At 65.7% G+C, this 12935-nt stretch carries 13 protein-coding genes; 1 reads left to right on the top strand and 12 read right to left on the bottom strand.

Going from position 1 to position 12935, the window contains the following annotated elements; genetic code table 11:
• Positions 1-7: 7 nt before the first annotated feature.
• The 7 genes from HB724_RS11950 to HB724_RS11920 all read right to left on the bottom strand — a co-directional run bounded on the left by HB724_RS11950 (position 8) and on the right by HB724_RS11920 (position 6725).
• A complete protein-coding gene (locus HB724_RS11950) occupies positions 8-409 on the bottom strand; it encodes a RidA family protein (protein ID WP_213981169.1) in 402 nt (133 codons plus the stop codon).
• Entirely contained in the window at positions 406-810 is a 405-nt protein-coding gene (locus HB724_RS11945; RefSeq protein WP_213981168.1) for a thioesterase family protein, read from the bottom strand. The genes HB724_RS11950 and HB724_RS11945 overlap by 4 nt, the downstream gene beginning before the upstream one ends.
• Positions 810-1976, bottom strand: coding sequence for an acyl-CoA dehydrogenase family protein (locus HB724_RS11940; protein WP_213981167.1), 1167 nt, complete (start codon positions 1974-1976; stop codon positions 810-812). Before HB724_RS11940 ends, HB724_RS11945 begins: the two co-directional genes overlap by 1 nt.
• Positions 1976-2785, bottom strand: a complete 810-nt coding sequence (locus HB724_RS11935; RefSeq protein WP_346344719.1) for an enoyl-CoA hydratase family protein — start codon at positions 2783-2785, stop codon at positions 1976-1978. Before HB724_RS11935 ends, HB724_RS11940 begins: the two co-directional genes overlap by 1 nt.
• The gene (locus tag HB724_RS11930) at positions 2782-3540 is read right to left on the bottom strand and encodes an SDR family oxidoreductase (RefSeq protein WP_213981166.1); all 759 of its coding nucleotides are present in this window, start codon (positions 3538-3540) and stop codon (positions 2782-2784) included. Before HB724_RS11930 ends, HB724_RS11935 begins: the two co-directional genes overlap by 4 nt.
• Positions 3540-5843 carry a bifunctional salicylyl-CoA 5-hydroxylase/oxidoreductase gene (locus HB724_RS11925; RefSeq protein ID WP_213981165.1) on the bottom strand — a complete coding sequence of 768 codons (2304 nt, stop codon included), beginning with the start codon at positions 5841-5843 and terminating at the stop codon, positions 3540-3542. The genes HB724_RS11930 and HB724_RS11925 overlap by 1 nt, the downstream gene beginning before the upstream one ends.
• 645 nt (positions 5844-6488) lie before the next feature.
• Positions 6489-6725 (bottom strand): hypothetical protein, encoded by a 237-nt coding sequence (locus HB724_RS11920; protein ID WP_213981164.1) that lies wholly within the window; start codon positions 6723-6725, stop codon positions 6489-6491.
• A gap of 168 nt (positions 6726-6893) precedes the next feature.
• On the opposite strand from HB724_RS11920, the gene HB724_RS11915 reads away from it, so the two are divergent.
• On the top strand, positions 6894-7094 hold the full coding sequence (locus tag HB724_RS11915) for a hypothetical protein (protein WP_213981163.1): 201 nt from the start codon (positions 6894-6896) through the stop codon (positions 7092-7094).
• 121 nt (positions 7095-7215) lie between these two features.
• Here the strand turns inward: HB724_RS11915 and HB724_RS11910 are convergent, their stop codons facing one another.
• From HB724_RS11910 to HB724_RS11890, 5 genes are all read right to left on the bottom strand, one after another.
• The gene (locus HB724_RS11910; RefSeq protein WP_213981162.1) at positions 7216-7815 is read right to left on the bottom strand and encodes an IS630 family transposase; all 600 of its coding nucleotides are present in this window, start codon (positions 7813-7815) and stop codon (positions 7216-7218) included.
• 405 nt (positions 7816-8220) lie between these two features.
• On the bottom strand, positions 8221-8724 hold the full coding sequence (locus HB724_RS11905) for an SRPBCC family protein (protein ID WP_213981161.1): 504 nt from the start codon (positions 8722-8724) through the stop codon (positions 8221-8223).
• Complete coding sequence (locus HB724_RS11900) at positions 8708-9064, bottom strand: metalloregulator ArsR/SmtB family transcription factor (protein WP_213981160.1); 357 nt, start codon at positions 9062-9064, stop codon at positions 8708-8710. Before HB724_RS11900 ends, HB724_RS11905 begins: the two co-directional genes overlap by 17 nt.
• A gap of 556 nt (positions 9065-9620) precedes the next feature.
• Positions 9621-11027 carry a glycosyl hydrolase family 28 protein gene (locus HB724_RS11895; RefSeq protein WP_213981159.1) on the bottom strand — a complete coding sequence of 469 codons (1407 nt, stop codon included), beginning with the start codon at positions 11025-11027 and terminating at the stop codon, positions 9621-9623.
• Positions 11028-11035: 8 nt separating this feature from the next.
• The coding region (locus HB724_RS11890; RefSeq protein WP_213981158.1) for an acetylxylan esterase at positions 11036-12935 on the bottom strand (1900 nt) is incomplete at its 5' end.

Here is a 12935-nt window from a genome sequence, read left to right as displayed (position 1 = left end):
TTCCTCTTCAGGCCGGGACGACGGCGATGGTCTCGATTTCGACCTTTGCCTCGACCTCGACCAGGGCTGCGACTTCGACCACGGTCATGGCCGGGTAGTTCCGGCCGACAAGCTCGCGATAGGCCGCGCCGATCTCGGGCAGGCCGGCGGTATAGTCCTCGCGGCTGGTGACGTACCAGGTCATCCGGACGATATGCTCGGGCCCGGCGCCACCTTCGGCCAGGATTGCGAGCGTGTTGACCAGCACCTGGCGGAACTGGCCGGCGAGATCGGACGCGACGAACCTTTCATTCTCGTCCCAGCCGACCACACCGGCGGTGAACACCATCCGGCCGCTGGCCGAAATGCCGTTGGCATAGCCTCGCGGGCGCTTCCAGCCGGGTGGAAGCAACGTCTTGTGGGCAGTCATCGGCATTCCTTGTTGAGGCGTTCGAGAAGCGTGGGTGGCCAGGGCATCGATTGGCCCTGGGCAAGATCGGTCAGAACCTGGGTATAGGTGACGGTGAAGCGCGGCTCATCGTTGCAGCTGATATCGAGCGCGAGATCGACCGAGCTGTTGCCCACCCGTATCACGGTCACATCGATGTCGAGCGAGTCGCCCAGCCGGCTGGGCGCGGTGAAGACGGCATGGAGATCGACCGTCGGCAGGCCGATGCCGAGTTCGAGATGCATCGTGCGGCGATCGCATCCGAGCACCTGTGCGCTCCAATCCTCGATCGCTGCGTCGCACAACTCGAAATAGCGGGGGTAATAGGCGATGCCGGCGGGATCGCAGTGCGCGAAGCGCAGCGGATAGGTGACGCGGAACATCAGGCGGCACTGTCGGCCAGATGCTGGCGGGCGATGACGATCTTCTGCACTTCGGATGCGCCCTCATAGATGCGCAGCGCACGCACTTCGCGGTACAGCGCCTCGACCGGCACGCCGACGGTGACGCCCAGGCCGCCGAACAGCTGTACTGCCTTGTCGATCACGCTCTGCGCACTGTCGGTGGCATGGAGCTTGGCGAGCGCGGCTTCGCGCGTATTGCGCTGGCCCTTCACGTCGCGGAGCCATGCTGCGCGGTAGATCAGCAGCGCGGAGGTCTCGACGTCGAGGATCATTTCGGCGAGCTTGGACTGGGTGACGGGATTATCGGCCAGCATGCCGGCGCCGAGCTTGCGCTGCCTTACCCGGACGGTTGCCTCGTCGAGCGCGCGGCGGGCAAAGCCCAACGCTGCGGCGCCGACGGTGGTGCGGAAGATGTCGAGCGTCGCCATCGCCGCGCCGAATCCCTTGCCGGGTTCACCAAGCAATGCAGTTCCCGGCAACGCCATGTCGGTGAAGGCGAGGGTGGCGAGCGGATGCGGCGCGATCACTTCGATCCGTTCGGTCACCGCCAGTCCGGGCGTGCAGGCATCGACGATGAAAGCGGAAACGCCCCGTGCGCCGGGCGCTTCGCCGGTACGAGCGAACAGGACGTAATAGTCCGCGATCCCACCGTTCGAGATGTAGGTCTTGGCGCCGTTGACGACATATCCGCCGGCGGTCGCCTCGGCCGTCGTCTCCATGGACGCGACATCCGACCCGGAAGCCGGTTCGGTGAGCGCAAATGCTGCGATCTTCTCGCCCCGAGCGACAGCGGGCAGATACGCGGCTTTCTGCGCCTCGGTGCCGAGCAGGGTGATCGTGCCGGATCCCAGCCCCTGCATCGCGAAAGCGAAATCGGCGAGGCCCGAATGGCGCGCCAGCGTCTCGCGGATCAGCGCCAGCGAGCGGACGTCGAGCAAGTCATGCACCCCGCCATAGGCCGCCGGCACGCAGTATCGCAGCCAACCGGCCGCACCCAGCTTGCGCACCAGGTCGCGGCATTCGGCATCGATGTCATCGCCATGCGCGTGGCCGAGACTGGCCGCGCACCACGCATCCAGCGCATCGGCGAGCCGGCGATGGCCGTCGTCGAGGAACGGCCAGTCGAGAAAGCTGCGATCGGCCATCAGTCGCCCGCGAACTCGGGCGTGCGTTTGTCGGCAAAGGCTTCGAACGCACGGCGGAAATCCTTGGTCGCCATGCAGATCGCCTGGGCCTGTGCCTCCATCTCGATCGCGGTCTCGATGCCGACCGCCCATTCGGTGTTGAGCTGGGTCTTGGTAATGCCATGCGCGAAGGTCGGGCCGGCCGCGAGCGTGCGCGCCAGCGCCAGCGCTTCGTCCATCAGCGTCTCGGCGGCGATCAGGCGATTGTGGAAGCCCCAGCGCTCGCCTTCCTCGGCGGTCATTACCCGGCCAGTGTAGAGCAGCTCGGCCGCGCGGCCCTGGCCGATGATCCGCGGCAGGATCGCGCACGCGCCCATGTCGCATCCGGCCAGCCCGACGCGGGTGAACAGGAACGCGGTCTTCGATGCGGGCGTGGCCAGGCGCAGGTCCGACGCCATCGCCAGGATCGCGCCGGCGCCGACACAGATGCCGTCGATCGCCGCGATGATCGGCTGTGGGCAGGCACGCATCGCCTTGACCAGATCGCCGGTCATGCGTGTGAAGGCGAGGAGCTCGGGCATCGCCATTTCGGTGAGCGGCCCGATGATCTCGTGCACGTCGCCGCCCGAGGAGAAATTCCCGCCCGCGCCGGCAATCACGACGGCCTTCACCCGTGGCGCATAGACCAGCTCGCGGAAAGTATCGCGAAGCTCGGCATAGCTTTCGAAAGTCAGCGGATTCTTCCGCTCGGGCCGGTTCAGCGTGACGGTGGCGATGCCATCGGCGAAATGCCAGCCGAAATGCTCGGGCGCGAATTCCTGCGGGTTCACGAAACCTCTCCTCCGTCCACCGCGATGGCCTGGCCGTTGATCGACCTGCTCTCCGCCAGACATAGCCATAGCACTGCGCCCGCCACTTCGGACGGTGCGATGAGCCGACCTTGCGGGTTGAACTTCGCCAGCTCGGCGCGCGCTTCGTCCTCGCTGCGGCCGGTCTTGCCGCGGATCGTGGCGATCGCCTCGGCGACGATCTCGGTATCGGTGAAGCCGGGGCAGACCGCGTTGGCGGTGAGCCTTGTGCGGGCATGTTCGACAGCGAGCGCGCGCATCAGCCCCACCGCGCCGTGCTTCGCCGCGACATAGGGCGCGGTATAGGCGTATCCCTTCAGCCCCGCGGTGGAGGCGATGGTCACGATCCGGCCGTTCGGAGCCGCCAGAAGATCGGGGAGAGCTGCCTGGCAGCAGTGGAAGAGCGAGTCGAGATTGACCGCCATCGCGCTGCGCCATGCCGAGAAGTCCAGCTTGGCGAAGCTCCGGCTCTGCGCGGCTCCGGCATTGTTGATCAGGATTGTGATGGGCCCGTGCGCGGCCCGCGCGGCAGCGAATGCGGTATCGACCTGCGCGCGATCGGTGACGTCGGCTGCCGCGACGAAACCGCCGACTTTCGCCGCGACCGTTTCGAGCGGTTCGCGTCGGCGACCTATCAGCGTCAGCCGCGCGCCCTCTGCGGCCAGCGCATGCGCGATGGCGGCGCCGATACCGGTGCCGCCGCCCGTCACCACGGCATGAGTTCCGTCGAGCTGCATCACGCCTTCAGCGCTGCTTCCTGCTCGGCGTCTCGCTTGAGGTTGCGAGCAAGCTGGGACAGACCGCCGAAATAGGGCGGAGGTGTGCGGACGCCGCGATAGCCATAGCCGGCGGCAGCATGCAGGGTCCACATCGGGTCGGCCAGATGCGGGCGGCCGAGCGCCACCAGATCGGCGCGGCCGGCGGCCAGGATCGAGTTGACGTGATCGGTCTCGTAGATGTTGCCGACCGCCATGGTCGCGACCTGCGCGACGTTGCGGACCTGGTCCGAAAACGGCGTCTGGAACATGCGGCCATAGACCGGCTTGCAGTCGGCCCAGGTCTGGCCTGCGGAAACGTCGATCAGGTCGGCCCCGGCCGCGCTGAATGCGCGGGCAATCTCGACTGCCTCGTCGGGCGTGACGCCCAGATCGCCCATCCAGTCATTGGCGGAGATGCGCACCGACATCGGGCGCTTGGCCGGCCAAACAGCGCGCATCGCGGCGAAGACTTCGAGGGGGAAGCGGAGACGGTTCTCCAGGCTGCCACCATAGTCATCGGTGCGATGGTTGTGCAGCGGCGTGATGAAGCTCGAGAGCAGATAGCCATGCGCACAGTGTAGTTCGACCATGTCGAACCCGGCCTCGATCGCCATCTTCGTCGACGCGACGAACGCGTCGCGCACCAGGTCCATGTCGGCGCGGGTCATCGCGCGCGGCGTCTGGTTGGCGGTGCTCCACGGCACATCGGAGGCGGCGATCAGCGGCCAGTTGCCGCTCCCCAGCGGCACGTCATAGCCCTCCCAGCCGATCCGGGTGGAGCCCTTCGGCCCCGAATGGCCAAGCTGGAGGCAGAGTTTCGCCGCACTGTTGGCATGGGCGAAATCGACCACGCGCCTCCAGGCGGAGACATGTTCGGGTGCGTACATCCCCGGGCAGCCCGGCGTGATCCGGCCGGTCGGCGAGACGCAGGTCATCTCGGTATAGACCAGCCCGGCCCCGCCCTGGGCGCGGGCGCCATAGTGGACGAGATGAAAGTCGTTCGGCGTGCCATCGACCGCCGAATAGGTTGCCATCGGCGAGACGACGACGCGGTTTTCCAGCGCCATGTCGCGCAATCGATATGGCGCGAACATCGGCGGTACCGGATCGTTCGCAGGAATCCCGCGCGCCTTGCCCTGGAACCAGCGCTCTACCCCTTCCAGCCACGCGCGATCGCGCACGCGCAGATTCTCATGGCTGACACGTTGCGAGCGGGTGAGCAGCGAATAGGCGAACTGGATCGGCTCGAAATGCAGATAGCGGTCGAGCGTCTCGAACCATTCGGTCGAGTTGCGCGCGCTGTTCTGGAGCTTGAGCACCTCCAGATTGCGCTCCTCCTGATATTCGGCGAGCGCTTCGTCGCGGTCCAGGCCGGGGCGGTTCAGCACTTCGGCCAGCTTGATCGCGTCCTCCAGCGCTAGCTTGGTGCCGCTGCCGATTGAGAAATGTGCGGTGTGGGCCGCGTCGCCGATCAGGACCAGATTGCGATACGACCAGCGCCCGCAAACGATGCGCCGGAAATTGAGCCATGCTGCCGAGCCGCGCAGATGCTTGGCGTTGGACATCAGCGGCTGGCCGTCCAGATATTTGGCGAACACGCGCTCGCTCCAGGCGATCGCTTCGTCCTGGCCCATCCGGTCGAGCCCAAGCCGTTCCCAGGTATCCGGCGCCATCTCGACGATGAAGGTCGAATGATCGTCGTCGAAGCGATAGGCGTGCGCCCAGACCCATCCTTCATCCAGTTGCTCGAAGGCGAAGGTGAACGCGTCGAACGCCTTGCGCGTGCCCAGCCAGACATATTTGTTGCGCCGTACCTGGATATCGACGTCGAAATGCTCGGCATAGCGGTCGCGGATGCGGCTGTTCGCGCCATCGGCGGCGATTACGAGATCATACCTGCTCCAGTCGGCAAGATCGGCACTGGCTTCGTGCTCGAAATGCAGGACTACGCCCAGCGCGCGCGCACGCTGCTGGAGAATGCTGAGCAGCCGCTTGCGACCGATGCCGATAAAGCCATGACCGGACGAACGCACGCGCTCGCCATGGATATGAACGTCGATATCGTCCCAATGCGCGAACTCGTCGCGGATCAGCCTGCCGCTGACGGGATCGTTAGCCAACAGATTCTCGACGGTCTGGTCGGAGAACACCACACCCCAGCCAAAGGTATCATCCGGCCCATTGCGTTCGAACAGCTCGATCACGTGCGAGGGATCGCGCAGCTTCATCGATATCGCAAAATACAGGCCTGCCGGACCCCCACCCAAGCAAGCAATCCGCATCAGTCACTCCTCATTTGCTTTAAACTTAAAGCAAATGAGCGGCGCAAGCAAGCGTATCGAGCAGGACTGAATGGATTGAAGTGGTCGGGAGATAACCGAGGACAGGGGCCGCGAGTTGGAGCGATGCGGCCTGTGGTGCGACCCTGGCGGTGGCCGGCGGCACGGGCACCATGTTCTCGGGCTGGATTGCGACCGACCGGAGTGATGTGGGGTGGCCGTGTCAGGCATCTGCAACGCACGATCGAATTGGAGCGGGGCGATGGAGCGGGCCTGAGGACGAACGCCGCCGGCGCTCCGAGCCGGGCTGGACACCGCCGATCCGTCCGTTCTGCCGGGATTCCAGCCTTTGCGAGTGCTTCGTTTAGTTCGACTAGACGCTGCCGGCCAGCAACGGCCAGTTGACCCGTGCCTCTGAAATGTGACCGATCTTGAGTGGAGTTCGACGCGAAGTGAACTGCTACCCGTCGGCTATCGCCCACGAATACCGTAACAGGATCAATTAGCTGACTGGATGTGTCATCCGCGCGATTCTACATGATACAATAATGTATCGTAAAATCATAAACTTAGCTTGGCGCCCCTACGGGAATCGAAAACCCGTGTTTCAGCCGTGTATGGAAAGGCCGTCCCGAGAGGGGCGGCCTTTTACCTGTTCGGGCTGGAAAACGCCGTCCCGGCGAGCGCGGCCTGTGCCGCCCGGAGCGTCAGCAACCGTTCGGAGCTGTCCTGAGTGAGTTCGCCCCAACTGAAAGCGGACCGGGGACCGCGCAGGTCCGTCCAGATGTGGTCGGCGACGCGGAACAGCTCCCCGGCACTCGGCGATCTGTCTTCGGCGATGCAGTCGATCATCTCGGGTACGATCGTTGTCTGCTGCGGTTTCATGGCTTCTCCCTCTCGGGCGAGAGTTAGGAAGCACCCGGCCGAGTTGAAGAGCTGGAGCGCGGCGCTTGCGACGAAATGCGCGGCTGGGGAGGGAAGCCCTGCCGCCGTCCACGGCTTTGGTGCCGGAGCCACTGGACAGGCGCCATGGGCGCTTAGTAGCGGGAGGCCATGCCGATCATCGTGACCATCATGAATTCGACCACGGGCCAGCCCATCCAGAAGATGAGCTTCGGCCGCATGCCCAAGCCCTGGGCTTCGTTCACGCTCGAGAGCGGTGAACTTGTGACGGCGGATCGTGTCGATGTCGGCAAGCCTGCGCCTGGCAAGGTCGTGGTGCCCGTCTCGGTCTGGGTGACGCCGAAGAAGTAACCGGAGGTGCGTCGACCGCACCCTCCGCGATCAGTTCCACGCGCGGACAGGGCGAGTTCGCGGAGATAGCGGCCACCGTTTCGGCTTGGTGTCGGCCGATCGGGCACCTTCTAGAGCATTTTCACGATGGGCGTTGATAACCGGCGGCTTCAAAGAAGTTAGCGCATTCGGATGGTAGGAAGGGATCAAGGAGCTTGCCGATACGTTCGACCAGGCCATCGATGGTTCGCGCGGGCTCCTGGCGCGGCAGCGCCTTGAGTTTGGAGAAGGCCATCTCGATCGGGTTCATGTCGGGGCTGTATGGCGGCAGGTAGAAGACCTGAGCATGGCGCTCCGTGATCGCGTCGCGGACGCCAGCAACCTTGTGCGCAGGAAGGTTGTCCAGCACGACGACGTCGCCGCGCCTGAGCGTCGGCGCGAGAACGTGCTGGACGTAGGTGCGGAAGGCGTCGCCATCCATTGGTCCATCGAGTACCCAGGGCGCGGTCATGCCGGTCAGGCGCAGCCCGGCGATGAAGGTCATTGTCTTCCAGTGACCGAAGGGCGCGCTGTCGCGGCAGCGCTCGCCGACCGGCGCCCAGCCATAGAGCCGCGCCATCTTGGTGTTCACTCCGGTCTCGTCGAGGAAGACCAGGCCTTCAGGATCGATGAACGGCTGAGCTACCTTCCACAGCTTGCGGCGTGCGGCGACGTTGGGCCGGTCCTGTTCGGCCGCGCGCATGGCTTTTTTTGAACGACAGCCCCAGACGCTTGGCCGCGTTCCACATTGCGCCGGTGCTGAGCTCGACCGCGTACTCGGTCTGCAGCCAGACTTGTGCCTGCGCCAGCATGATGCCGGGACGCGAGCGGATATACGCCGCTAGCGCCAAGTCCTGCTCGGGCATCACACGATCAGCTCAAAGGGAATCCCTCACGATTCCGCCCATGATGAATTTGCTCTAGCGCACATCCAAGCCCAGCGCGCATCGTCTTAGCTGAGCCTGTTAACGGCTGCTGCAGTCGCCGTTTGGAACCTCTAGCTGATCGCGTCGCTGCCGGCAGCTTCGTGCCCCGTTCCAACCGGGAAGGCCGGTGGAGTCACTTCCCAAGAGCAGACGTTCCCCCGAGGCGAGTTTCCCGACCCGCGCTACTCGCCTATGCTGGAAAGCAATTCGTCGAGCTGCTCCAGCTGCTCCGGCAATGCGGCCGCCGAGCCCTGTAGTGCTTCCTCAAGCGCTTCCTTGGACGGATAGACTTCGTGGAAAGTCAGCAGCGTCTTCCCGCCCTGGTCCTCGAAGGTTACGGTCGTGACCGCGCCCTCTTCGCCCTCGTCGTTGGTCCAGACGATGCGCTCGTTCGGCACCACCTCGAGATACTTGCCGTAGAAGGCCATGGTGTCCGAACCGCCGACGCTGAATTCCAGCCGATATTTGCCGCCAGTGCGGACGTCCATATCGCACGATACGAGCGAAACGCCGGATACCGTTTTTGGCATCCACCAGCGCCGGAACAAATCGGGCTGGCTCCACGCCCTGTAAACAATGCTCGGCGGCGCATCAAATGTCCGCGTTACGACGAGTTCGCGATCCCCTCTGCTCTTGACTGAGGTGCGGTTCTGCGCGCCACCTGCACTATTAACTTGCTGATTCATCGCTTCCCTCCTGTTTCATTTCGCTGATGATTTCGTCCAATGCTTCGAAGCGGGCCTCGAAGATCTTGCGATGCGCCTCGATCCACTCGGCCTCCGCCTTGAGGCCGTGTTTCCCAAGCTTGCAGGTTCTCACCCGTCCGACCTTCTGCGTGACGACGAGCCCCGCCCGCTCCAGAACCTGGATGTGCTTCTTCATGCCGGTCAGCGTCATCTGAAACTTGTCCGCGAGACTGGTGATCGACGCGTCCCCTCGCCCAAGCTGATCGATGATCCCGCGGCGGGTCGCATCGGACAGCGCCGCAAACGAGAGATCGAGGGGAGGATTTACATACTGAGCCATATAGTTCAGTATTTAACCAGCTCGCGCAGGAGGCGCAAGCGTCCCGAACTTTCCCTGCTGTAGACCGGTCATTCGAGGTCATGCACCGCGGCGGCGGCAGCAAAAATCGTCTGCTGCGGGTCAAAAGCGGACCTTCGAGCCCCTGATGAATGAATATCAGCTTCCAGCGCCTGCTCCCCGAAAGCGGAATGGTGGTGTGGCCCTCGCGCCGGTTGCGATGTGGCGCGACATTCGCGGATTGAACGACGCGGCTTCAAGCGATCGCAGCTCGACTGCCGACGTCGCCGGAGACCTACCGGGCGTCAGTCGCGCGATATGGACAGCCCCACGAGAAGTGGAGCGTACGCGGCGAGCCGGCGCGAAAGCTTCATTGCCCTAGCGCGCACCGGATCGCCGGAACATGCCGTGATCCCGCGCTGGCCGCACTACATGCTCCCATGGCGCCACGATGCTCTTCGACCGGGAAGTGCGGGTGATCGATGATCCGCGCAGCGAGGAGCGCAAGCTCTTCGTCGTCGCACCCTTCATCAAGCCCGATACCTGATCGCCCACCGCGTCAATTGGGCGTGCCCGACGACATTCCCAGCCGATAGGGTAGGGTGGCGGCCTGCACGTCCGGCGGACGGACTGTCGGCACCAGCGCGGCGGCGTCGTCCAGGCCCTTGCCGGTGACGTTGACCATTGCGATCCGGGGCCCGGCGAAGACGTTGACGTCGATATCCTCGAACAGGACATTGCGCATGTTGGCCAGCGTGATGCCGTGGCCGCAGGTGCCGGTGAGCCCGCGCAGGATGAAGCCGTCCAGCGGCTTGTCCGGGTGGATGTTCACTGCCTCCACCAGGATCGGCACATCCTTCACGCGGATGCGCTCAAAGGTGAAGTTGCGGACGATGGGGATGCCGTCCCTGCCGGCCACCGGGAACTGATCCTGCTTGCCGCTGTCGAGGAAGTTCAGGCGCAGGAAGCCATAGCCCGCGCCGGACACGTCGAGATCTCGCATCGTGATATCCTCGATGAACGCGCCGCGCCCCGGCCTGCTCTTCAGATAGATGGCGAAGGTATGCGCCTGAAGGCACTGGCAGCGCTCGACCAGCACGCGCCTTATGCCCCCCGAAGTCTCGCTGCCGATGCCGATGCAGGCCCAGCGCTTATCGCGGAACGTGCAATCGGTGATCGTCACGTCCTCGGTCGGGCGGCCGATGACATTGCCCTCCATGCCGCGCCCGGACTTGAGCGAGATGCAGTCGTCCACCGTGTCGAAGTCGCAATGGTCGATCACGACACGGCGGCAGGAGTCCACGTCGATCCCGTCGGCATTGCCCGTCACGCTGAGGCCTCGGAACACCGCGTCGTCGCAATAGACCGGGTGGATCGCCCACATGTCGTTCTGCTCGGCATGGAGATCGGTGACGCTCAGGCTCCGCACGTCCACGAATTCGAGGAGGGCGGGGTGGCGAAGGCCGGATTCGCTGACGCGGCGGTGGATGTCCTTCGAGGCGACGATCCGTCCCTTGCCCGTCAGCACGACATTGCGAGCGTCCTGCGCCCAGATCAGCCCGACATGGCCCGGCACCCAGCGGCCCTCCCATCGCACCTGCACGATCGGATAGTCGGCGAGGTCGGGCGAGCCTTGCAGCGTCGCGCCCTCGGCCACGCGCAGCACGGTGTTGGAGCCGATCCGGAGCGCGCCGGTGAGCCAGGTGCCGGCGGGCACCAGCACTTCGCCCCCGCCCAGCACCGCACAGCGATCGAGCGCCTGTTGTAGCGCGGTGGTGTCCTTGGTCCGGCCGTCGCCCTTCGCGCCGAACGCGCGCGGATCGAGCTGGACGCCGTTGTCCGGCAGCGCGGGCGCCGCCGCCGGCTTGGGCAGGGCGGCGGTCTGCGCGGCGACCGGGGCGGCGAGCGCGGTGGCGACCGATCCGGCGGCCATGGCGGCGAGGAACGAGCGTCGATCGGATCGCATGGCGCGCCTCACCGGCTGGAAGGGGGCCGGATCGGATCGCGCGCGCCGCGAAGGATCAGGCGCGGCGAGGACGGGAGGGCCGCTGTCACGTCGCTTGCTCTGAGTGGCTGGCCCACCGTGTCGACCGGATTGACGAGCGTCACCTTGTCGCCGAGCGCGGCGATCAGATCGGGAAGGTCATAGCGGGCGAGCACGCCGGGCAGGTTCACCTCGGCCATGTCGCGGCTGATCGGGCGCAACACGAAATCGCGATAGCGCAGGATGCCGCCATCGCTGGTGACATCCGCGACACGCGGGTCCAGCATCCCGACATGGAGCGCCACCGGAGCGAGCGCACCCACGCCATAGACGCTCAATCGGCGCGCATCGACTTCGGGCTGCCCCGCGAGCCAGTTCAGCGCCGCCAGGGCATCGTCGGTCCGCATCCCCAGCGGCGTGCGGCCGACCAGCAGCGCGCGCAGCGACAGCAGCGTCCAGTCGCCGGTGAGCGCCGACTTCACCTCCTCCGTTCCGCCTGCGCCTCTCGGCTCCAGAGCCAGCACGTTCCATCCGGCCTGTGTCCAGCGCTCGAACAGCCCGCCGGGAGCGGCAAGCGTCCGTGGCGATTGGCTCGACAGGAAAAGCATCGTCGGATGTCGCCCGGCTGAGCCAGACCGGGCATAGAGGCCATCGACGCGCAGCCCCGGCGCGGCGTCGAAGCTGATAGCGGCAAGAGTGTAGCCCGAACGGCTTTCCGCCGCGCCTTCGGTCACGGCGGGGGCCGTCGCGCCGCCGTTCACGCGGGTCCGCGCGATGTCGCGGATCGCGGTGCGCAGCCGTTCGAGACGCGCCGGCGCCGTCTCGTTCGCCGGAGCGGCGGAGGGAAGCGGCGCCTCGCGGGCGATCATGGCGCGCAGGCTCTCGCCCTCTCCCGACGTGACCAATTGCCCGGTGCGCGTCGCCCATAGCCGCGAGGGATCGCCGATCGGCACAGTCTCCAGCGCGGGCTCGCCGGGCGCGCCCTTCAGCCAGCGATTGAAGAAGCCGATGATCTTCGAAGAGATCGGCCCCAGATTGCCATGGGGCCCAGGGCCTTCGATCATCGTGATCCGGTCTTCCGCGCCCATCGCCTTGTAGAAGCGGCTCGCCTCGGCATAGGCGGCGCGGGCGCCCGCGATCGGGAACATGTCCTCGGTGGTGGAGACGATCGCGTAGGGGCGCGGCGCCACCGCTTCGACCCAATCGGGCAGATCCAGCCCGCGCTCCAGGAAATAGGGGATCGACTGTTCGGCATCCTGCGGCCCGGGGCCTCCGGGGGCCAGAAGGTGATCGAAATCGTTCACGTAACAGGCCGTCGCCGTTGCCTTGATGCGCGGATCGAGTGCGGCGAGATAGGCGGTCAGCGTGCCGCCGCCCGAGCAGCCGAAGGCGCCGATCCGCTGGTCGTCCACCTCGTCGCGCTGCATCAGCAGGTCGACGCCGCGCATCGCGTCCTGGATGAAGAAGCGCGAGACATGCCCGCCGGTGGGCAGCGCCTGCCCGAACGCCATCGAATGTTCGCCGGTGGGGCGGCCGACTTTGGAGGCGCCGATTTCCGGATCGTAATATTGGATGCGCTCGCCCTCGCCGACGATGTCGATCGCGAGGACGGCGAAGCCCGCGCGGGCGAAGTTGACCGCGAAGCCGAACCCGCCCAGCCTGCCGTCGATCCCGTGCCCCGGCTGGGTGATGATGGCGGGGAAGGGGCCCTTGTCCGAAGCCGGCAGATAGAGGTTCGCGGTCACGCGATAGCCGGGCAGGCTCTCGTACCAGAGATTCTCGACGCGATAGCCCGGCCCCGCACTGCGCCCGGTGACTTCGAACTTCACCGGCCCGGCGGCATGCTCGAACCGGACCATCTCCGAAAGCAGCGCCCGCACGCGCACCTGG

The sequence above is a fragment of the Sphingomonas sp. dw_22 genome, from assembly GCF_018449795.1.
Lineage (GTDB): Bacteria > Pseudomonadota > Alphaproteobacteria > Sphingomonadales > Sphingomonadaceae > Sphingomonas.
Note: the sequence above shows the minus strand (reverse complement) of the source record. Positions and strands in the feature narration are given on the sequence as shown.